This is a genomic window from Actinomadura macrotermitis (genome assembly GCF_009604375.1).
GTDB classification, from domain to species: Bacteria; Actinomycetota; Actinomycetes; order Streptosporangiales; family Streptosporangiaceae; genus Spirillospora; species Spirillospora macrotermitis.
On record NZ_WEGH01000001.1, the window covers coordinates 319,547 to 339,297 of the forward strand.

A 19,751-nucleotide genomic window follows, 5' to 3' on the forward strand; every position below is an offset into this window, starting at 1 on the left:
GAGGGCGGCGCCAAAGGCGAACCCCGCCCCGCCGGATCACGAAGCGATACGACGATCAGCCACACCTCCGGCAAGGCCGAGACACGACCCCGTCCACACCCACCTCAGCCCGCTTCCCACCCCCACAAGAACACCAGCCACCGCGAACGCGACCAAAGGCCTAACGAGAGGGCGGCGCCAAAGGCGAACCCCGCTCCGCCGGATCACGAAGCGATACGACGATCAGCCACACCTCCGGCAAGGCCGAGGCGGGACTCCATCCGCACCCGCCCCAGCCCGCTTCCCAGCCCCGCAAGGACATCGGCCACCGCGAGCGCGACCGGAGGCTGACGGGCGGGGCGACGCCGAAGGCGGGCCCCGCCCGTCAGATCGCGAAGCGATGCAGCGCTCGCCGTAAGTTCGGTTAGGCCGAGCCGCCAGGCGAGGCCGTAGGCCGAAATTACCTAATGCGCAGCGTCCTGCCAGGTCCTGCCGGTGCCCATGGAGACCTCCAGGGGTGCGCGCAGGTCGTAGGCGCCGGCCATCTGCTCGCGGACGAGCTTCTCCAGGGTCTCCTGCTCGCCCTCGGCGACCTCGAAGACGAGTTCGTCGTGGACCTGCAGCAGCATGCGGGAGGTCAGGGCGTGCTCGCGCAGGGCGCGGTCGACGTTGAGGCCGGCGACCTTGACGATGTCGGCGGCCGAGCCCTGGATGGGGGCGTTGAGGGCCATGCGCTCGGCCATCTCGCGGCGCTGGCGGTTGTCGGAGTTGAGGTCGGGCAGGTAGCGGCGGCGGCCGAGGATGGTCTCGGTGTAGCCGTCCTGGCGGGCCTTGGCGACCACTTCGCCGAGGTAGTCGCGGACGCCGCCGAACTGCTGGAAGTACTCCTCCATCAGCCCGCGGGCCTCGCTGGGCGAGATCCGCAGCTGCTGGGACAGGCCGTACTCCGACAGGCCGTAGGCGAGGCCGTAGTTCATGGCCTTGATGCGCGCGCGCAGCTCGGAGTCGATCTGCTCGGGCGGCAGGCCGAACACGCGGGAGGCGGTGATGGTGTGGAAGTCGGCGCCGGAGCCGAACGCCTCCAGCAGGGCCTCGTCGCCGGACAGGTGCGCCATGATCCGCAGTTCGATCTGGCTGTAGTCGGCGGTGAGCAGGGCGGCGAAGCCGTCGCCGACGACGAACGCCTCGCGGATCTGGCGGCCTTCGGCGGTGCGGATCGGGATGTTCTGCAGGTTGGGGTCGGTGGACGACAGCCGGCCGGTGGCGGCGATCATCTGGTTGAAGGTGGTGTGGATGCGCCCGGCGTCGTCGGCCATGGGGATGAGGGAGTCGACGATGCTCTTGAGCTTGGCGACCTCGCGCCAGCGCAGGATGTGCTCCAGGACGGGGTGGCCGTCCTTGGCGAGCAGGTTCGTCAGGGCCTCGGAGTCGGTGGTGTAGCCGGTCTTGGTGCGCTTGGTCTTGGGCAGGCCGAGCTCGTCGAACAGCACCTGCTGGACCTGCTTGGGCGAGCCGAGGTTGAACTCGTGGCCGACGGCGGCGTGCGCGGCCTGCTCGACGTCCTTGACCTGGGCGCCGAGGGTGGCCGACAGGCCGGCCAGGTGGTCGGCGTCGACGGCGATGCCGGCGCGCTCCATGCCGGCCAGGACCCGCACGAGCGGCAGCTCGACCTCGTGCAGCAGCCGGGTGGCGCCGCGCTCGTCCAGCTCGGTGTCCAGGACGTCGGCGAGCTCGGCGACGGCGCGGGCGCGCACGGCCAGGTCCTGCGCGGCCTCCTCCTCGCCGGAGCCGTCCAGGGTGAGCTGGCCCGACTCCTCGCCCTCGTTGCGCAGCTCGCGGTGCAGGTAGCGCAGCGCCAGGTCGGCCAGGTCGAAGGAGCGCTGCCCGGGCAGCGCCAGATAGGCCGCCAGGGCGGTGTCGCTGGTGATGCCGTCCACGGTGAGGCCGCGGGCGGCCAGGGCCAGCATGGGGCCCTTGGCGTCGTGCAGGGCCTTCGGGCGGGCGGGGTCGGCGAGCCAGCCGGCGAGGGCGCGCTCGTCGTCCGCGATCAGCTCGGCGGGGTCCAGCGACACCGCGGGGCCCTTCTTGGACGCCAGCGCCAGCCCGGTGATCTCGCCGGTGCCGCGCCCCCAGGTGCCGGTGACGGCGACGCCGATCCGGTCGGCGGCGGTGGCGTTGGCCTCCAGCCAGGCGCCGAGGGCGCCGGGCTCCAGGGCCTCCAGCGCCACCTCGAAGCCCTCCTCGGCCTCGGGCTCGGCGGCGCTGATCGAGGCGTAGAGCCGCTCGCGCAGCACCCGGAACTGCAGCGAGTCGAACAGGGTGTGGATCTCGTCGCGGTCCCACTGGCCCATGGTCAGCTGCGGCGGGGCCAGCTCGAGCGCGACGTCGCAGTCCAGCTTGTTGATCTGCTGGTTGCGCAGCACGCCGGCCAGGTGGGCGCGCAGGTTCTCGCCGGCCTTGCCCTTGATCTCGTCGACGCGGGCGACGAGCTCGTCCAGGCCGCCGTACTGGGTGAGCCACTTGGCGGCGGTCTTCGGGCCGACGCCGGGCACGCCGGGCAGGTTGTCGCTGCTCTCGCCGACCAGGGCGGCCAGCTCGCGGTAGCGCTGCGGCGGCACGCCGTACTTGGCCTCGACGGCGGCGGGGTCCATCCGGGCCAGCTCCGACACCCCGCGGATCGGGTACAGGATCGTGACGTTCTCGTCGACCAGCTGGAACGCGTCGCGGTCGCCGGTGACGATGAGGGTCTGCATCCCGGCGGCGGTCGCCTGCACCGACAGGGTGGCGATGATGTCGTCGGCCTCGAAGCCGGGCACCGACATGCGCGGGATGCGCAGCGCGTCCAGCACCTCGTGGATGAGGCTGACCTGGCTGCGGAACTCGTCGGGGGTCTTGGCCCGGCCGGCCTTGTACTCGTCGTAGGCCTGGTGCCGGAACGTCGGCTCGGACCGGTCGAACGCCACCGCCACGTGCGTCGGCTGCTCGTCGCGCATCACGTTGATGAGCATGGAGGTGAAGCCGTACACCGCGTTGGTGGGCTGCCCGTCGGAGGTGCTGAAGTTCTCCACCGGGAGCGCGAAGAACGCCCGGTACGCCAGGGAGTGCCCGTCGAGCAGGAGGAGCCGGGGCTTGTCAGGGGTCGGTGCTTTCGTCGCCACAGGGTGACTCTAGTCTGCGCGTACGACAGTTCGAGGGAGGCTGAATGAACCAGGAGCAGCGCGAACTCCTCGGCCGCTTCGGCGGCGAGGCGCTGGGGGACCTGGCCAAGACGATGGGCATCGAGTTCCTGGAGGCGACCCCCGAGCGGGTCGTCGCGCGGATGCCGGTCAAGGGCAACACCCAGCCCTACGGCCTGCTGCACGGCGGCGCCTCCTGCGTCCTCGCCGAGACGATCGGGTCGACCGGCGCGGTACTGCACGCCGGCGAGGGCCGGATCGCGGTCGGCGTGGAGATCAACGCGAGCCACCACCGGTCGGCGACCGAGGGCTTCGTGACGGGCGTGGCGACCCGCGCGCACGGCGGCCGCACGCTGGCCACCTACGACATCGTCATCACCGACGAGCAGGACCGGCGGGTGTGCACCGCCCGGCTGACGTGCATGCTGCGCGACGCTCCCGGCGCCTGATCACCGATCTTCCGGCGCTTCCTTTGCGGAGCACGGTCCAAGGTCGCTACCTTGGAGCAAGGCCCGGGACCACCGAGTAGACAACGCCCGTCCCCGCGGGGGCGTGCGGCCCCAAAGGTGGTCCCGGGCCTTCGGCGTTCCCGGGAACAGGCGCATGTCACCGGTCAACGCGTTTCGCTGGTTGCGGTTGGGTTGCGAGTCCGCCGGAACGGTTCCCTCCGGCGTGTCCGCGATCTACCGTCGCCCCATGCGGCTGACCGTGCCGGCGACCGGCGTCGCCCTCCTGCTGTCCCTTGCTGCGGCCTGCTCGGACGGCGGTTCCCCGAAGGCCCAGGCGACCTACGACCTGCCCGCGCGCACCGTGCGCGAGGGCGAGCAGGCGGCGCACGTGCCGCCGGTGAGCGACGGCGACACCCAGTTCACCCTGATCGGGTACACGCCCGCGCTGCCGGAGATGGTCGGCAGCCACGCCGACGTGCGGCCGAACGGCGTGTTCGTGCGGGTCCGGCTCGTCGCGGTCAACAACGGCCGCACCTCCACGACGCTGGACCTGACCCGGCAGCGGATCGTCACCGCCGGCGGCGCGACCGTCCTGCCCGACTACAACGCCCGCATCGTCAAGCGCGTCCCGGACAAGGTGGAGATCGGCCCGACCATGCGGGTGGAGTTCGACCTCTGGTACGACCTGCCCAAGAACGCCAAGGCCACCGCGCTGCGCCTGTACGGCGGCATCACGCTGATGGACATGAAGGACGAGCAGGGCGTCGACCTGCGCCTGCCCTGACGCGCCGGACCCCCGCCCGGGAACCCGGACGGGGGTCTGGCGTCACGCGGTCCCTACTCGCCGGCCTCGCCCTTGCCGAGGTCGACGGAGCCGTCCGCGGCGGTGCCCGCCGCGGGCGCGGTGTCCTCGACCGCCAGGTCGCCGCCGAGGTAGGCGGCGCGCACCTGCGGGTCGTCGAGCAGCTCCCGCGCGGGCGCGCTCTTGACGACCGCGCCGGTCTCCAGCACGTACGCGCGGTGCGCCAGCGACAGCGCCTGCTGCGCGTTCTGCTCCACGACCAGCACGGTCTTGCCGCGCCGGTTGATCTCCTTGATGATGTCGAAGATCTGCTGGATCAGCATCGGGGCCAGGCCCATCGACGGCTCGTCCAGCAGCAGCACCTTCGGGTCGGTCATCAGCGCGCGGCCGATCGCGACCATCTGCTGCTCACCGCCCGACATGGTGCCGCCGAACTGCTTCTTGCGCTCGGCCAGGCGCGGGAACAGCTCGTACACCTCGGCCAGGGTCTTGGAGGCGTCCCCCTTGCGGGCGTAGGCGCCCATGTAAAGGTTCTCCTCGACCGTCATGCCGGGGAACACGCCGCGGCCCTCGGGCGACTGGCCGATGCCGACCAGCACCCGCTTGTGGCCGGGCATCTTGCTGATGTCCCTGCCCTCGAAGACCACCTTGCCCGACGACAGCGGCCGCAGCCCCGAGATCGTCTTCAGCGTGGTGCTCTTGCCCGCGCCGTTGGCGCCGATCAGCGTGACGATCTCGCCCTCGTCGACCTGCAGCGAGATGCCCTTGAGCGCCTCGATCTTCCCGTAGTGGACGTGGATGTCCTGGATGTCAAGAAGCATCGGCGGGAGCCCCCAAGTACGCCTCGATCACCTTGGGGTTGTTCTGCACCTCGCGGGGCAGCCCGTCGGCGATCTTCTGACCGAAGTCCAGCACCGCGATCCGGTCGCTGATGTCCATCACCAGCCCCATGTCGTGCTCGATCAGCAGCACGGTCCGGCCCGAATCGCGGATCTTGCGGATCAGCGCCTGCAGCGCGACCTTCTCGGCCGGGTTCATGCCGGCCGCGGGCTCGTCCAGCAGCAGCAGCTTGGGGTCGGTGGCGAGCGCCCGCGCGATCTCCAGCCGGCGCTGGTCGCCGTAGGACAGGTTCTTGGCGGTCTCGTCGCCCTTCTGCCCGATCCCGACGAAGTCCAGCAGCGCCCGCGCCGTCTCCCGGCCCTGGCGCTCCTCCTTGCGGTGCCACGGCAGGCCGAGGATCGCGCCGATCGCACCCGTCTTGTGGTGCGCGTCCGCGCCCACCATGACGTTCTCCAGCACCGACATGTTGTGGAACAGCCGGATGTTCTGGAACGTGCGCGCCACGCCCGACTTGGTGACCTTGAAGCGCTTCATGCCGCTGATGCGCCTGCCGTCGAAGACGATCTCGCCCTCGGTCGGCTTGTAGACGCCCGTCGTCACGTTGAACACGGTCGTCTTGCCCGCGCCGTTCGGCCCGATCAGCGCGAAGATCTCACCCTTGCGGACGGTGAGCTCCACCTCGCGCAGGGCCGTCACGCCGCCGAAGCGCATCGTGACGTTGCGCAGCTCCAGCAGCGGCTCGCCGACGCCCTCGGCCTGGCCGGCCTCGATGTCGCTCACTTGGTCACCTCCACGGACGCCTCGGTGTCGGGGCCGGCGACCTCGCCGCCCATCGCGCCCAGGGTGCCCGCCCCCTCCTTCATCTCGGCCTTGCGCTGCCGCGACGGCAGCAGGCCCTCGGGACGCAGGATCATCATCGCCACCAGCACCACGCCGAACGCCATGGTGCGGTACTCCTGGATGAACCGGAACCGCTCCGGCAGCCAGGCGATGATGAACGCGCCGAGGATGACGCCCGGGATGTTGCCCGAACCGCCGAACACCACGCAGACCAGGATCGTCGCCGACAGGATGAACGTGAAGTTCTCCGGCTGGATGTAGCCCTGCACGCCGCCCATCTGGCCGGTGCCGGCGAGACCGCCGATCATCGCGCCGATGAAGAACGCCAGCAGCTTGAACTTGAACGTCGGCACGCCCATCAGCTCGGCCGCGTCCTCGTCCTCGCGGATCGCCGTCCACGCCCGGCCCACCCGGCTCTGGTTCAGCCGCACCGAGATGATGATCACCAGCGCGATCATCACCAGGACCAGGTAGTAGAACGGCTTGGCGTCCAGCAGGTTCTCGAAGTCCAGGCCGAACATCGCCGGCGGCCGCGGCAGCCCCTCGATGCCCTGCGAGCCGCCGATCGCGTCGGTGTTGCGCGCCACGATCCGGATGATCTCGCCGAAGCCCAGCGTCACGATCGCCAGGTAGTCGCCGCGCAGCCGCAGCGTCGGCGCGCCCAGCAGGATGCCCGAGACCGCCGCGATCAGCAGCGCCGCCACCACCGTGTACCAGAAGCCCCAGTGGTGGATCTTGCCGAGCACGCCCACGCTGTAGGCGCCGATGGCGAAGAACGCCACGTAGCCGAGGTCCAGCAGGCCGGCCTGCCCGACCACGATGTTCAGGCCGAGCGCCAGCAGGATGTACAGGCCGATCGGGTCCCACAGCGTGGTCACCCAGTCGGTCTCGGGCGACATGAACGACTTCACGCCGTCCGACGGCAGAACGAACATCGCGAACAGGAACAACAGGACGTAGATCGCAGTACGGACGTACCACGGCGAGTCCGCCCAGATGTCCCGGACGTCGCGCCGGGAACGGGCCGGAGAGCTGTTCTTCTTCTTCGTGAGGTTCATGCGCGCGCCTGCTGAAGAGACTCACCGAGAAGCCCGGTGGGACGGAACATGAGGATGATGACCAGAACCGTGAAGGCGATCACGTCCTTCCACTCGGAGCCGAAGAAGATGGCCCCCCAGTTCTCGATCAGGCCCAGCGCGAAACCGCCGACCAGCGCACCGCGCAGGTTGCCGATCCCGCCCAGCACCGCCGCCGTGAACGCCTTCACACCGAGGATGAACCCGATGTTGTACGCGGTGATCTCGAACTTGACGATGTAGAGCAGCGCCGCGACACCCGCCATCGCGCCGCCCAGCAGGAACGTCGTGCGCACGATGGTGTCGATGTTGACACCCATCAGCACCGCCGTCTCCGGGTCCTGCGCCGTCGCCCGGATGCCCCGGCCGACCTTGGTACGGGTCACGAACTGGTCCAGCGCCACCATCATGACGACCGCCGCCACCACCACCAGCACATGGTCGGTGCGCACGTCCATGCTGCCGACGCTGAACAGCACGTCCTTGTCCATGATCCGCGGAACGCCGATCTGGTTGCGCCCCTCCGGCCGGTCGAACAGCTTCGGGATCACCTGCAGCGCGAAGACCTCCTGCAGGAAGAACGACGCGCCGATCGCCGAGATCAGCGCCGCCAGCCGCGACGCGCCGCGCCTGCGCAGCGGCCGGTAGGCCACCAGCTCCAGCAGCACCGCCGCGCCACCCGACGCCGCCATCGCCACCACCAGCAGCAACAGCACCATGCCGACCAGCGCGAACCCCGTCAGCGGGCTCTTGATGTCGAACACCTGGCTGATCGTGAACAGGCCGGCCACCGTGCCGACCATGAAGATCTCAGAGTGCGCGAAGTTGATCAGGCGGAGCACTCCGTACACCATCGTGTAGCCCAGCGCGATCAGCGCGAAAATGGCCCCGACGGCCAGCCCATCCACCGTGGACTGCGGAAATTGAGAGATGAAGTCGTTGAACAATGGGTTCGCCTTCAAAACGGGGACGGCGATCAGCCGCCCGGCTGACAGGGGCGGGAGCGCGGTAGCGCCCCCGCCCCCGCGCCATCACCTCAAGGTGACGGCAGGAGGCGTCAGCCCTTCAGCTTGGCCTGGTCAGAGGTGCCGAGCCACTTGATCGTGCCGCCCTCGACCTGGTACAGGTGGATCGTGGTCGCGGCCAGCTCACCGGTGGCGTCCCACTTGATCTCCTTGGACACACCCTTGGCGGTGTAGGTCTTCAGGAAGTCGTTGATCTTCTCACCGGTCGTGTTGCCGGCCTTGATCGCCGCGATGAACGCCGACGCCGCGTCATACCCCTCGGTCGAGTAGATCGACGGGTCCGCGCCCACCTTCGCCTTGTAGTCCGCGACGAACTTCACCAGCGTCGGGTCGGTCTGCTGACCGAACGGAATGAAGCACGGGCAGCCGATGACCGCGTTCTCCGCCTGCTTGGCGCCCGCGCCCTCCACCAGCTTGGCGTCCAGCGAACCGTCGCCCGAGGCGAACATCGCGGTCACCCCGCCGTCGCGCAGCTGCTTCAGCAGCTTGCCGCCCTCGGAGTAGTACCCGCCGTAGAAGATCACGTCCGGCGCGAACGACTTGACCTTGGTCACCGTCGAGGAGAAGTCCGACGCCGTCTCGTCGATCTGGTCCCGCTGGACCGTCAGGCCCTTGCCCTTGAAGGTGTTGAAGGCGAAGTCGCCGATACCGACGCTGTAGGCCTTCTTGCCGTTGATGACATAGGCCTTCTTCGGCGACTTGGCCTTGATCATCGCCTCGGCGATGCCGGCGCCCTGCGCCGCGTCCGTCGCCACCAGGCGGTGCCAGTACTTGTACCCCTGCTTGGCCAGGTCCGGGTTGGTCGCCGACGGCGTGATGTTGGGGATCTTGCCCTTCTCCAGGATCCCGTCCGCCGCCTTGGACTCACCCGAGAACGCCGGGCCGATCATCGCGACGACCTTGTCGTCCTTGATCGCCTTGGGCGCCAGCGCCGCGGCCTGGTTCTCCTTGCCCTGCGTGTCGTAGTTGACCAGCTTGAGCTTCTTCTTCGGGTTCGTCGCGTTGTACTGCTCGATCGCCAGCTGCGCACCCTTGTTCGGCGGGATCACGATCGACGAGTCCGGACCGGACAGGTCGCCCATGAAGCCGATGTTCAGAGTGTCGCCACCCTTGCCGTCGCCACCGCCACACGCGGCCGCGCCAAGCGCCAGCACCGCGCTCATCGCCACCGCGCCGGTGACCCTCAACATGTTGCGCCGCAAGGTGCCCAACCTTTCCATCCGGATCCGGAACGGATCGGGTACGAGTCATGTCCCGAAGCCGAATCTCAGGAGGAGAAATCGGTCACTCGGGGACCAGGTATGTCGTACACCGAGCAGAGCGCCCAGATCAGTACCCCCGGATAGAAGGGTTATTCGTTCGTTACTGCTCCGTGCCCATCGGAGCACCCCCGTTGCCAGGAACTATCACCCAGCGTCACCGCACACCAGGACGCCCGGCCCAGTACCCCGCCCACCCTAAGGCCTCAGGACCCGGGCCCCCGGACCCGACCCACCGGACACCACGACTCACCCCCCGGCCGGCTCACCACCACCCGAACCACCCGACCCGCCCGACGCACCCGCCACCACGGCCTCCGCCACCGCACGCATCGTCAAACGCCGATCCATCGACGTCTTCTGAATCCACCGGAACGCCTCAGGCTCGGACATCCCATTCACTTCCTGCAAGATCCCCTTCGCCCGATCCACCACCTTGCGCGTCTCCAGCCGATCCTGCAGACCGGCGACCTCCGCCTCCAACGCGCGCATCTCGGTGTACCGGCTCACCGCCACCTCGATCGCCGGCGCCAGATCCGACTTGCTGAACGGCTTCACCAGGTACGCCATCGCACCCGCCTCCGTCGCCCGCTGCACCAGCTCCCGCTGCGAGAACGCCGTCAGCATCACCACCGGCGCCACCCGCTCCGCCGAGATCCGCTCCGCCGCCGAGATCCCGTCCAGCACGGGCATCTTCACGTCCAGGATCACCAGGTCCGGCTTGTGCTCCAGGGCCAGCCGCACCGCCGACTCGCCATCGCCGGCCTCGCCGACGACCTGGTAGCCGTCCTCCTGCAGCATCTCCTTGAGATCCAGCCGGATCAGGGCCTCATCTTCTGCGATCACAACTCGCCGAGCGCTCTCCGTCACGCGCACGAGACTACCGGGACCCGCTACGCTGGTCCTCGGCAGGTGGGCCCGCAGCCCACCGGCGACCCAAGAAAACTGAATAAAAAATGTCCGTTTTATCAGGACAAAAGCCCCGATATCCCAATTGGTAGAGGACGCGGATTCAAAACCCGTTTAGTGTGGGTTCGAATCCCACTCGGGGCACAATATGACAGAGCCGCCGCCCGGCTGACCGGGCGGCGGCTCTGTCATACGGTGGTATCACTTACCATGCGCTTCGCCATACGGCGGTATCACCTGCCGGGCACTCTGTCGCGCCGCCGCATTGCATACCGCGGTATGACGACATCTAGCCGTTCATGAGCAATCCTGTTCCCATGCCCCCGGATTCACGCAAGGAACTAGCCCGAAAACTTAAACAAAACGGGCTTACCGACCAAGAAATCGCTCTCGCCTGCGGCGTCAGCTCGCACAGCATCCGCCTCTGGCGAGACGCGGACAAGCGCGCCGCCGCTCCGCCCGCACTCCTCACCAAAGACGAGTGCTCTCGCTGCCGAACAGTCGATGTCGATCGGCAGGCATACGCCTACCTGCTCGGCGTCTACCTTGGCGACGGCTGCCTGACACACAAGGGCAGAGACGTCTACCGGTTGGAGCTCGCCTGCTCCGACGCATGGCCTGGGCTCGTCGACGAAGCCGCCGAGGCGGTCGCCGCCGTCATGCCCGATTCAAAGGTGGGCCGCTACCAGAAGTCAGGATGCAAGTCCGTCGGTTCTCACTCCAAGCACTGGCCATGTCTGTTCCCTCAACACGGGCCGGGACACAAGCACACTCGAAAGATCGAGCTCGCTTCCTGGCAGGACGAGATCGTCGCCAACTTCTCCCAGGAGTTCATCCGCGGCCTGATTCACTCGGATGGCTGCCGGGCCATGAACAAGGTACGGCGGCAGTTCAAAAGTGGGGAACGCCTCTACGAGTACCCGCGCTACTTCTTCACCAATGCCTCCGACGATATTCGCATGCTCTTCACCGATGCGCTCGACCGGCTCGGCATCGAGTGGAAGCAGAACAACGCCAGGAACATCTCCGTCGCCAAGCGGGAGGCGGTGGCGCGGCTGGACGGGTTCGTCGGCCCGAAGTTCTGAAGATCACACCCCGGGGACGGGCCGGTAGGGCCCCAGGACCCTAATGATCTTGGTCGCGGCGCGGGGGCGGGCGGGCGGCGGCCGGAGCGGAGGTGGGCCCTGGGGCCCGGCCGGCCGGGGTGGGGCCCAGGGGCGGCCGGGGGTGGTCCGGGTGAACGGCCGGTGTCAGACCGGGTAGCGGACGGCCTCCTCCATGGGGGTGGGGGTGGATTCGGCGAGGGCCTGGGGGGTGGGCGGGACTTCCTGGCCGGTGGTGAGGTCTTCCAGGGGGGTTCGGGGCGGCAGGGTGCGCCAGCGCGCGGCGTCGGCGGCGGCGGGCTTGGTTTCGTCGTCCATGTGTTCAGGATGCGGTTCTGATCACGGCCGTGTCCACAGTGGACCTCAACCGTGATCGGCCGGTGACGCCGCAGCCCCGTCCCGGCGGGGCCGGGACGGGGCTGCGGGTGTGCTGGCCGGTGGTGCGGGTTCAGTGGCGCACGTTCAGTGGCGCAGGGCGTGGGCGATGGCGTCGCCGATGCGGTGGACGCGCAGGGCGTTGGTGGAGCCGGGGGTGCCGGGCGGGGAGCCGGCGACGACGACGACGCGGTCGCCCTTCTGGCAGCGGCCGGCCTCCAGCAGGCCCTGTTCGACCTGGCGGACCATGTCGTCGGTGTGGTCGACGTGGGGGACGATGAAGGTCTCCACGCCCCACACGTGGGCGAGGCGGCCGCGGACGGCGGGCACGGAGGTGAAGGCCAGCAGCGGGATGGGCGAGCGGTAGCGGGAGAGGCGGCGGGCGGTCTCGCCGGACATGGTGAAGGCGACCAGGGCCTCGGCGCCGACGGTCGCGCCGACCTCGGCGGCGGCGCGGGCGATGGCGCCGCCGACGGTCTCGGGGATGCGGTCGAGGGTGTGGGTGGCCTGCAGGGAGGCCTCCTCGGCGGTGGAGACGATGCGGCTCATGGTCTGCACGGCGAGGATGGGGTACTGGCCGACGCTGGTCTCGCCCGACAGCATGACGGCGTCGGCGCCTTCGAAGACGGCGTTGGCGACGTCGGAGGCCTCGGCGCGGGTGGGCCGGGGCGCGGAGATCATCGATTCGAGCATCTGGGTGGCGACGATGACGGGGCGGGCCTTCTCGCGGCAGAGCTCGATGGCGCGCTTTTGCACGATGGGGACCTGCTCGAGGGGCAGTTCGACGCCGAGGTCGCCGCGGGCGACCATGATGCCGTCGAAGGCGGCGACGATGTCGGGGAGGTTGTCGACGGCCTGCGGCTTCTCGATCTTGCCGATGAGGGGGACGCGGACGCCCTCCTCCTCCATGATCTGGTAGCAGATCTCGGCGTCGTCGGCGCTGCGGACGAAGGACAGGGCGACCATGTCGACGCCGAGGCGCAAGGCCCAGCGCAGGTCGGTCTCGTCCTTGTCGGTGAGGGCGGGGACGCTGACGGGGACGCCGGGCAGGTTGAGGCCCTTGTTGTCGGAGACCATGCCGCCGACGGTGACCTTGGTGCGGACGCGGGTGCCGTCGACGTCGACGACCTCGAGGGCGACGCGGCCGTCGTCGATGAGGACGGTGTCGCCGGGGCTGACGTCGCCGGGCAGGCCCTGGTAGGTGGTGGAGACCTCTTTGCGGGTGCCGGGGACGTCGTCGGTGGTGATGGTGAACTCGTCGCCGAGGGTGAGGCGGACGGGGCCGTCGGGGAACCGGCCGACGCGGATCTTGGGGCCCTGCAGGTCGGCCAGGATGCCGACGCCGCGGCCGGTCTCGGCGGCGGCGGCGCGCAGCCGGTGGTAGACCTCTTCGTGCCCGGCGTGGTCGCCGTGGCTCATGTTGAGCCGGGCGACGTCGACGCCGGCGTCCACGAGGGCGCGGATCTGCTCGGCGCTGGAGCAGGCGGGGCCGATGGTACTGACGATCTTCGCTCGACGGTTCACGGGAACAACGCTACTTAGTTACCAGCCGGTACGGATATTCGTGCAGGTTGCGGCCACCGAAGATTCATCCGGTGGTCCAGACCACAGGCTTTCCCCGCGGGCTTTCACCGCGGGTTCGCACCACGGGCTTGCACCACGGGCTTGCACCACGGCCCGGACCACCGGCGCGGCGGTCACCGCTTGAAGACCTCGACGAACGCCTGGCAGAAGGCCTTCAGGTCGTCGGGCTTGCGGCTGGTGACCAGGACGTTGTTCCCGTGGTCGCACACCTTGACCTCCTCGTCGACCCAGGTGGCGCCGGCGTTGCGCAGGTCGGTGCGCAGGCTCGGCCAGGAGGTGAGCACGCGGCCGCGCACCACGTCGGCCTCGATCAGCGTCCAGGGCGCGTGGCAGATGGCCGCGACGGGCTTGCCGGCGTCGAAGAACGCCTTGACGAAGGCGACGGCGCCCTCGTCCATGCGCAGGAAGTCGGGGTTGGCGACGCCGCCGGGCAGGACCAGGGCGTCGAACTCGGTGGAGTCGGAGACGTCGACGGTGGTGTCGACGGGGAAGGTGTCGGCCTGGTCCAGGTGGTCGAAGGCCTGGAGGCGGCCGGACTGGGTGGAGACGAGGCGGGGCTGCCCGCCGGCCTGCTCGACGGCCTTCCAGGGTTCGGTCAGCTCGACCTGCTCGACGCCCTCGGGCGCGGCGAGGAAGGCGATCGTCTTTCCGTGGAGATCGGTTGCCATAGGTGGTCCTCCTGGTCGCTCGTGTCGGTTCTCCTTTCGCCCTGCCCGGTCAGGCGGATGGTATGCAGGGTGTCGTGAGCGGCATCGGTTACCGCGAGGAGCGGGCGGCGGGGCTGGCGTGCGTGTGGCGGGCGGCGCTGCCGGCGGACGCGGGCGGCCCGTTCCGGCAGCGTGTCGTGCCGGACGGCTGCGTGGACCTGATCTGGTGGGGCCGGGACGCGCGGATCACGGTGGCGGGTCCCGACACCGGTCCGGCGCCCGCCGAGCTGGCGCCGGGCGACCGGTTGTTCGGGGTGCGGCTGCGGCCGGGGACGGCGGCGCCGGTGCTCGGTGTGGCGGTGGACGCGGTCCGGGACGCGCGGATACCGTTGCGGGAGCTGTGGGGCGATGAGGCCGAGCGGCTCGCCGCGGCCGCCGATCCTCGGGCGGCGCTGCTGGGGGCGGTGCGGGCGCGGCTGGCGGGGCCGGTGGATCCGTTCGTCCCGGCGCTGGTGGCGGGTCTCGGCGCGGGGTCGGTGCGGGAGGCCGCGGACGCGCTCGGGTTCGGTGAGCGGCAGTTGCGGCGGCGCGCGGCGGCGGCGTTCGGGTACGGGCCGAAGACGCTGCAGCGGGTGCTGCGTTTCCAGCGGGCGCTCGGGATGGCGCGGGCGGGGCGGCCGCTGGCGGAGGTGGCGTATGCGGCCGGGTACGCCGACCAGGCGCACCTGGCGCATGAGGTGCGGGCCCTCGGCGGCGTCCCGATCCGCTCCTTGCTCTAGTCGCGGCGCGGCGGGCGGAGCCGCTTGGGGAGGGTGGCGGCGACGGTGTCGTAGGACTGCTCGATGAGGGCGAGCACCTCGGCCTCGTCCAGGGCGGCGCCGAACAGGACCGTCACCCAGTGGCGTTTGTTGAGGTGGTAGCCGGGCAGCACGGTGCCGGCGTACTCGGCCTTCAGCGCGGTGACCTCGTCGGGCGGCAGTTTCAGGCTGACGCGCGGCGGGTCGGCGTCCTCGGCGAGCAGCGCGAAGATCTTGCCGGCGATGCGGTAGACGGCGGGCTGGGGGCCGAAGGGGAAGTCCTCGGTGGCGCCGGGCAGGGACAGGCAGTGGTCGGCGGCGGTCTCGGGCGTCATGTCCCGATCATGCCGTAGGCGCGCAGGGTCAGCAGCCGTTCGACGGTGATGTGGCCGCGCCATTCGGGTTCGGTGACGGGGGTCCAGATCAGGAAGCCGACGGTCCAGCCGCCGTCGGGGCGGCGGGCGGCGGCGAGGGCGTCCAGGTGGGCCTGGACGGTCTCGTCGGTGAACAGGCGGCGGCCGTATCCGTGCGGGGTGGGCGCGAGGTCGAGCGGGGAGTGCACGGCGCCTTCGGCGTGCGGGTCGAGGGTCGCGGCGGCGGCGAGCGTGGCGCGGTGGCGGGTGAAGGCGGCTTCGGCGCGGTCGCGTTCGGGGGTGTGGTCCAGGAAGGTCAGGATGGCCAGGACGTCGTAGGGGCCGGGTTCGGCGCCGGGGGCCTCCAGGTAGCGCCAGCAGAATTCGGCGGCGTTCTTCAGCCAGGGGTTCTCGGGGAGGCCGGCGCGGTACAGCAGGCCGGCGAGCGAGGCGGTGGGGTTGATGGAGCCGGGCGGTTCGGTGTCGGTGGTGCGCCACCAGGGAGCGCGGGGGGCTTCGGGCCCGGCGGGCAGCACGAACGGCACTCCCCCGTCCGGCGCGGTGATCGTCTCCAGGTGGGCGGCGATGCGGGCGACGGCGGGGTCGTCGTCCGCGCCGGTCTCGTGCAGGATCTCCAGGGCGTGCTGGGCCGGGACGGGCTGGCTGGCCTCGCCGCGCAGGTCCGGTTCCAGGGCGTGGCCGTAGCCGCCGTCGGGGTTCTCGTAGGGGCGCAGCGCGGCGAGGACGGGTGCGGGGCCGGCGCCGCGGAAGTGCAGGGCGAACCGGTGCCGGTCGATCAGGCGGGCGTTCAGCCGCAGGAAGCCCTCGGCGTCGTTCAGCATGTCCATGGTCGTGTCCATGGACACGACCGTAGGGCGGCCGGCGGCCGGGGGGCTTGTCGAAAACGGACGCGACGGTCTTGACTACGGTGATGAGTGATCCACTTCACGAGCGCGACATCGCCGAGACCGCCCTGGAACTGGTGTTCCAGGCCGCCGGGCCGTATCTGGGGTCGCTGCCGGAGCGCAAGGTCCACGACCGGGACGCCGACGCGCTGCTGGAGGAGCTGGGCGGGCCGCTGCCCGAGCACGGGGCGGGCACGCTCGACAGCGTCGAGCGGCTGGTGCGGGTCGGCACGGGGGCGGCGACGCACTCCTCCGGCCCGCGCTTCTTCCACCTGGTCGTCGGCGGGTCCACGCCGGCGGCGTTGGCGGCGGACTGGACGGCGTCGCTGCTGGACCAGACGGCGGGCCTGTGGGCGTCCTCGCCGTTCGCGGCGCGCGCCGAGACCGTCGCGCTCGGCTGGCTGAAGGAGCTGTTCGGGCTGCCCGCCTCCTTCGGAGCGGTGCTGACGCCGAGCGCCACGTTCGCGCACCTGACCGGCCTCGCCTGCGCGCGGTCGTGGTGGGCCGAGCAGCACGGTGTGGACGTGTCCGCGCAGGGCCTGGCGGGCCTGCCGGAGATGCCGGTGCTGAGCAGCGGCCTGGTGCACGTCAGCACCCGCAAGACGCTGCAGATGCTCGGCTGCGGCCGTGACACGCTGCGCACGTTCGCGCGCGACGACGCCGGGCGGATCGACCTGCCCGCGATGGAGGCCGCGCTCGCGGCGCTGGACGGCCCCGCGGTGATCATCGGCAATCTCGGCGAGGTCAACACCGGCGACTCCGACCCGATCGCCGAGCTGGCCGACCTGGCGGAGCGGTACGGGGCGTGGCTGCACGTGGACGGCGCGTTCGGGCTGTTCGCGGCGCTGTCGCCGCGCACCGCTCACCTGGCGCGCGGGGTGGAACGTGCCAACTCGATCACCGCCGACGGGCACAAGTGGCTGAACGTGCCCTACGAGAGCGGGTTCTCGTTCGTGCGCGACGCCTCGTGGATGTCGCGGGCGTTCGGCGCGTGGGGCGCGGCCTACCTGCCGGACGCCGGCGACGGGCGCGTCAACTACAACATGCTCGGCCCGGAGTCGTCGCGGCGGGCGCGGGCGCTGCCGATCTGGGCGACGCTGCGCGCCTACGGCCGCGACGGGCACCGCGCGATGGTGGAGCGGCACCTGGACGTCGCCGGGCACCTCGGCGCGCTGGTGGAGCGGGCGCCCGACCTGGAGCTGCTGGCGCCGGTGCAGCTGTGCGTGGTGTGCTTCCGCTACCGGCCGCCGGGCGTGCCCGAGGAGGAGCTGGACGACCTGAACGCCCGCCTCGGCGAGGCGCTGCTCGCCGACGGCCGGGTGTACGCCGGGACGAGCCTGTACCGGGGCATGCGGGTGTTCCGCCCCGCGCCGCTGAACTGGCGCACGACGCCCGGGGACGTGGAACTGCTGGTCACGGTGCTGCGCGAGCTCGGCGCCGCCCTGACGGGCGGCTGAGCCGCGGCGGGGCCCGCCGGGCGGGCCCCGCCGGCTCACTCCGCCGGATGCGCCCCCGGCCAGGGGCCCGGCGGGTGGTGCTCGTGCGTCTCGGCGCCGACCTTGACGTCATAGACGCGGAAACCGCGCGCCTGGTAGTTCTTCAGCGCGGCCGGGCCGTCGTTGGAGCAGGTGTGCACCCACACCCGGCCGGTCGGCTCGCGGCCGGGCCAGCGCTCGGCCAGGTCCCAGGCGCGGCGCGCGCCGGTCGCCAGCAGGTGCCCGCCGAGGCCCTGCCCGTGGAACGCCGGCAGCAGCCCGAAGTAGGTGATCTCGACCTGCCCGCCGGGCTGGGGGTCCAGTTCGGCGTACCCGGCGGGCGTGCCGCGCACGTACGCCACCCAGGTCTCCACGCCCGGCCGGACGAGCCAGTTGCGCCACTGCTCGTAGGTCCACGGCAGCCGGTCGGTCCAGTACCAGTCGCCGCCGACCGCGGTGTACAGGAAGCGGCTGAGCTCGGGGCTCGGCACCTCCGCCCGGACGATCCGCACCGGGACGGCGGGTTCGCCGGCCGGTCGCAGCTCGACCGGGTCGCGCTGTTCCAGATACCACGTGGTGACCTCGATGCGCCGGCTCGGCACGGCGTTCCCCCCTGAATACGCGGACCGCCGCGCCCCGGCGGGAGCCGGGGCGCGGCGGACCTGTGCCTGCTGTCCGCTAGATGATCATGCCATCGGGCGGGCGGTCGGCGGAATGGGGTAGGGCAGGGCGGAGTGGCCGGTGAGGAACGCGTCCACGCCGCGCGCGGCGGCGCGGCCCTCGGCGATCGCCCACACGATCAGCGACTGGCCGCGGCCCATGTCGCCGGCCGCGAAGACCCCGTCGACCGAGGTCGCGTAGTCGCCGCCGCGCACCACGTTGCCGCGCTGGTCCAGCTCGACGCCGAGCTGCTCCAGCAGGCCCTGCTTCTGCGGGCCGAGGAAGCCCATGGCGAGGGTGACCAGCTCGGCCGGGATCTCGCGCTCGGTGCCCTCGACCGGCGCGAACCCGGTCTCGGGGCCGCCGACCTCGACCAGCTTCAGCGCGCGGACGTTGCCGGCCCCGTCGCCGAGGAACTCCACCGTCGACACCGCGTACACGCGGTCGCCGCCGAGGTCGGCCAGCTCCTCGTGCGCGCTCTCCATCTTGAACAGGATGGGGAACGTCGGCCAGGGCTGGTGGCCCGGCCGCGACTCCGGCGGCCGCGGCATGATCTCCAGCTGGGTCACCGACGCGGCGCCCTGGCGGATCGCGGTGCCGATGCAGTCGGCGCCGGTGTCGCCGCCGCCGATCACCACCACGTGCTTGCCGGCCGCCGAGACCGGGGCGGTCTCGTAGTCGCCCTCCTGCACCTTGTTGGCCAGGGGCAGGTACTCCATCGCCTGGTACACGCCCGCCAGATCGCGGCCGGGCACCGGCAGGTCGCGCCACACCGTGGCGCCGCCGGCGAGCAGCACCGCGTCGTGGCCCTCGCGCAGCTCCTCGGCGGTGATGTCGACGCCCACGTTCACCGAGGTCTTGAAGTCGGTGCCCTCGGCGCGCATCTGGGCGATGCGCCGGTCCAGGTGCTTCTTCTCCATCTTGAACTCGGGGATGCCGTAGCGCAGCAGGCCGCCGACGCGGTCGGCGCGCTCGTACACCTTGACGTCGTGGCCGGCGCGGGTGAGCTGCTGGGCGGCGGCGAGGCCCGCCGGGCCCGAGCCGACGACCGCGACCTTCTTGCCGGTCTTGACCGCGGGCGGCTGCGGGCGCACCCAGCCCTCCGACCAGGCCCGGTCGATGATCTCGGCCTCGACGCGCTTGATCGCCACCGGCTCCTGGTTGATGCCGAGGACGCACGCCGCCTCGCACGGGGCGGGGCACAGCTTCCCGGTGAACTCGGGGAAGTTGTTGGTGGCGTGCAGCCGCTCGATGGCCTCGTGCCAGTCGGTGCGGTAGACCAGGTCGTTCCACTCGGGGATGAGGTTGCCGAGCGGGCAGCCCTGGTGGCAGAACGGGATGCCGCAGTCCATGCAGCGGCTCGCCTGCTTCTCCAGCCTCTCCTTGCCGAAGTCCTCGTAGACCTCCGACCAGGACCTGATGCGCACGTCGACCGGGCGGCGCTGCGGGAGCTCCCGCTGGACGGTCAGGAAACCCTTCGGGTCTGCCATGGCGAGT

Annotated in this window: 19 protein-coding genes and 1 tRNA gene; 6 read left to right on the forward strand and 14 right to left on the reverse strand. The window is 70.8% G+C overall.

What is annotated here, in order from left to right:
• Positions 1–443 precede the first annotated feature (443 nt).
• Positions 444–3,137: a DNA polymerase I gene (polA, locus tag ACRB68_RS01350; protein ID WP_328593591.1), complete on the reverse strand. Its 2,694-nt coding sequence runs from the start codon at positions 3,135–3,137 to the stop codon at positions 444–446.
• A 44-nt stretch (positions 3,138–3,181) separates the two neighbouring features.
• Here polA and ACRB68_RS01355 point away from each other — a divergent pair, with 44 nt between their 5' ends.
• A complete protein-coding gene (locus ACRB68_RS01355; protein WP_153530490.1) occupies positions 3,182–3,604 on the forward strand; it encodes a PaaI family thioesterase in 423 nt (140 codons plus the stop codon).
• Between the two features lie 247 nt (positions 3,605–3,851).
• Positions 3,852–4,388 carry a DUF4352 domain-containing protein gene (locus ACRB68_RS01360; RefSeq protein WP_153530491.1) on the forward strand — a complete coding sequence of 179 codons (537 nt, stop codon included), beginning with the start codon at positions 3,852–3,854 and terminating at the stop codon, positions 4,386–4,388.
• A gap of 53 nt (positions 4,389–4,441) precedes the next feature.
• Here ACRB68_RS01360 and ACRB68_RS01365 read toward each other — a convergent pair whose 3' ends face one another.
• From ACRB68_RS01365 to ACRB68_RS01390, 6 genes are all read right to left on the reverse strand, one after another.
• Entirely contained in the window at positions 4,442–5,227 is a 786-nt protein-coding gene (locus ACRB68_RS01365; RefSeq protein ID WP_153530492.1) for an ABC transporter ATP-binding protein, read from the reverse strand.
• Positions 5,217–6,026 carry an ABC transporter ATP-binding protein gene (locus ACRB68_RS01370; protein ID WP_456356030.1) on the reverse strand — a complete coding sequence of 270 codons (810 nt, stop codon included), beginning with the start codon at positions 6,024–6,026 and terminating at the stop codon, positions 5,217–5,219. Before ACRB68_RS01370 ends, ACRB68_RS01365 begins: the two co-directional genes overlap by 11 nt.
• Positions 6,023–7,144, reverse strand: a complete 1,122-nt coding sequence (locus tag ACRB68_RS01375; RefSeq protein WP_153530493.1) for a branched-chain amino acid ABC transporter permease — start codon at positions 7,142–7,144, stop codon at positions 6,023–6,025. The genes ACRB68_RS01370 and ACRB68_RS01375 overlap by 4 nt, the downstream gene beginning before the upstream one ends.
• Positions 7,141–8,109, reverse strand: a complete 969-nt coding sequence (locus ACRB68_RS01380; RefSeq protein WP_153530494.1) for a branched-chain amino acid ABC transporter permease — start codon at positions 8,107–8,109, stop codon at positions 7,141–7,143. The genes ACRB68_RS01375 and ACRB68_RS01380 overlap by 4 nt, the downstream gene beginning before the upstream one ends.
• Before the next feature lie 110 nt (positions 8,110–8,219).
• Positions 8,220–9,389, reverse strand: coding sequence for a branched-chain amino acid ABC transporter substrate-binding protein (locus ACRB68_RS01385; protein ID WP_207709551.1), 1,170 nt, complete (start codon positions 9,387–9,389; stop codon positions 8,220–8,222).
• A 306-nt stretch (positions 9,390–9,695) separates the two neighbouring features.
• The gene (locus ACRB68_RS01390) at positions 9,696–10,322 is read right to left on the reverse strand and encodes an ANTAR domain-containing response regulator (RefSeq protein ID WP_328593592.1); all 627 of its coding nucleotides are present in this window, start codon (positions 10,320–10,322) and stop codon (positions 9,696–9,698) included.
• A 103-nt stretch (positions 10,323–10,425) separates the two neighbouring features.
• Here ACRB68_RS01390 and ACRB68_RS01395 point away from each other — a divergent pair.
• Positions 10,426–10,499, forward strand: a tRNA-Leu gene (locus ACRB68_RS01395).
• A 155-nt stretch (positions 10,500–10,654) separates the two neighbouring features.
• The gene (locus ACRB68_RS01400; protein ID WP_235958691.1) at positions 10,655–11,440 is read left to right on the forward strand and encodes a helix-turn-helix domain-containing protein; all 786 of its coding nucleotides are present in this window, start codon (positions 10,655–10,657) and stop codon (positions 11,438–11,440) included.
• A 165-nt stretch (positions 11,441–11,605) separates the two neighbouring features.
• Here ACRB68_RS01400 and ACRB68_RS01405 read toward each other — a convergent pair whose 3' ends face one another.
• The 3 genes from ACRB68_RS01405 to ACRB68_RS01415 form a co-directional block, all read right to left on the reverse strand.
• Positions 11,606–11,776, reverse strand: a complete 171-nt coding sequence (locus tag ACRB68_RS01405; RefSeq protein WP_153530497.1) for a hypothetical protein — start codon at positions 11,774–11,776, stop codon at positions 11,606–11,608.
• 144 nt (positions 11,777–11,920) lie between these two features.
• Entirely contained in the window at positions 11,921–13,357 is a 1,437-nt protein-coding gene (pyk, locus tag ACRB68_RS01410; protein ID WP_328593593.1) for a pyruvate kinase, read from the reverse strand.
• Positions 13,358–13,530: 173 nt separating this feature from the next.
• The gene (locus tag ACRB68_RS01415) at positions 13,531–14,085 is read right to left on the reverse strand and encodes a type 1 glutamine amidotransferase domain-containing protein (protein ID WP_153530498.1); all 555 of its coding nucleotides are present in this window, start codon (positions 14,083–14,085) and stop codon (positions 13,531–13,533) included.
• 74 nt (positions 14,086–14,159) lie between these two features.
• On the opposite strand from ACRB68_RS01415, the gene ACRB68_RS01420 reads away from it, so the two are divergent.
• Entirely contained in the window at positions 14,160–14,843 is a 684-nt protein-coding gene (locus ACRB68_RS01420; RefSeq protein ID WP_328593594.1) for a DUF6597 domain-containing transcriptional factor, read from the forward strand.
• Here ACRB68_RS01420 and ACRB68_RS01425 read toward each other — a convergent pair.
• Together ACRB68_RS01425 and ACRB68_RS01430 are read right to left on the reverse strand one after the other, a co-directional pair.
• A complete protein-coding gene (locus ACRB68_RS01425; protein WP_153530500.1) occupies positions 14,840–15,196 on the reverse strand; it encodes an MmcQ/YjbR family DNA-binding protein in 357 nt (118 codons plus the stop codon). The two genes, ACRB68_RS01420 and ACRB68_RS01425, sit on opposite strands and share 4 nt — an antisense overlap.
• Positions 15,193–16,074: a hypothetical protein gene (locus ACRB68_RS01430; RefSeq protein ID WP_235958694.1), complete on the reverse strand. Its 882-nt coding sequence runs from the start codon at positions 16,072–16,074 to the stop codon at positions 15,193–15,195. The genes ACRB68_RS01425 and ACRB68_RS01430 overlap by 4 nt, the downstream gene beginning before the upstream one ends.
• Before the next feature lie 71 nt (positions 16,075–16,145).
• Here ACRB68_RS01430 and ACRB68_RS01435 point away from each other — a divergent pair, with 71 nt between their 5' ends.
• The gene (locus ACRB68_RS01435) at positions 16,146–17,576 is read left to right on the forward strand and encodes a pyridoxal phosphate-dependent decarboxylase family protein (protein WP_153530501.1); all 1,431 of its coding nucleotides are present in this window, start codon (positions 16,146–16,148) and stop codon (positions 17,574–17,576) included.
• Positions 17,577–17,611: 35 nt separating this feature from the next.
• Here the strand turns inward: ACRB68_RS01435 and ACRB68_RS01440 are convergent, their stop codons facing one another.
• Positions 17,612–18,196 (reverse strand): GNAT family N-acetyltransferase, encoded by a 585-nt coding sequence (locus ACRB68_RS01440; protein ID WP_328593595.1) that lies wholly within the window; start codon positions 18,194–18,196, stop codon positions 17,612–17,614.
• A gap of 84 nt (positions 18,197–18,280) precedes the next feature.
• Positions 18,281–19,744, reverse strand: a complete 1,464-nt coding sequence (locus ACRB68_RS01445; RefSeq protein ID WP_153530502.1) for a glutamate synthase subunit beta — start codon at positions 19,742–19,744, stop codon at positions 18,281–18,283.
• Between the last annotated feature and the right edge of the window lie 7 nt (positions 19,745–19,751).

Excerpts from the sequence above, each read along its gene's own strand:
- ACRB68_RS01355 (WP_153530490.1), top strand. The coding sequence starts at position 3,182 with ATGAACCAGGAGCAGCGCGAACTCCTCGGCCGCTTCGGCGGCGAGGCG.
- ACRB68_RS01360 (WP_153530491.1), top strand. The coding sequence starts at position 3,852 with ATGCGGCTGACCGTGCCGGCGACCGGCGTCGCCCTCCTGCTGTCCCTT.
- ACRB68_RS01365 (WP_153530492.1), bottom strand. The coding sequence starts at position 5,227 with ATGCTTCTTGACATCCAGGACATCCACGTCCACTACGGGAAGATCGAG.
- ACRB68_RS01375 (WP_153530493.1), bottom strand. The coding sequence starts at position 7,144 with ATGAACCTCACGAAGAAGAAGAACAGCTCTCCGGCCCGTTCCCGGCGC.
- ACRB68_RS01400 (WP_235958691.1), top strand. The coding sequence starts at position 10,655 with ATGAGCAATCCTGTTCCCATGCCCCCGGATTCACGCAAGGAACTAGCC.
- ACRB68_RS01405 (WP_153530497.1), bottom strand. The coding sequence starts at position 11,776 with ATGGACGACGAAACCAAGCCCGCCGCCGCCGACGCCGCGCGCTGGCGC.
- ACRB68_RS01415 (WP_153530498.1), bottom strand. The coding sequence starts at position 14,085 with ATGGCAACCGATCTCCACGGAAAGACGATCGCCTTCCTCGCCGCGCCC.
- ACRB68_RS01425 (WP_153530500.1), bottom strand. The coding sequence starts at position 15,196 with ATGACGCCCGAGACCGCCGCCGACCACTGCCTGTCCCTGCCCGGCGCC.
- ACRB68_RS01430 (WP_235958694.1), bottom strand. The coding sequence starts at position 16,074 with ATGGACACGACCATGGACATGCTGAACGACGCCGAGGGCTTCCTGCGG.
- ACRB68_RS01435 (WP_153530501.1), top strand. The coding sequence starts at position 16,146 with ATGAGTGATCCACTTCACGAGCGCGACATCGCCGAGACCGCCCTGGAA.
- ACRB68_RS01445 (WP_153530502.1), bottom strand. The coding sequence starts at position 19,744 with ATGGCAGACCCGAAGGGTTTCCTGACCGTCCAGCGGGAGCTCCCGCAG.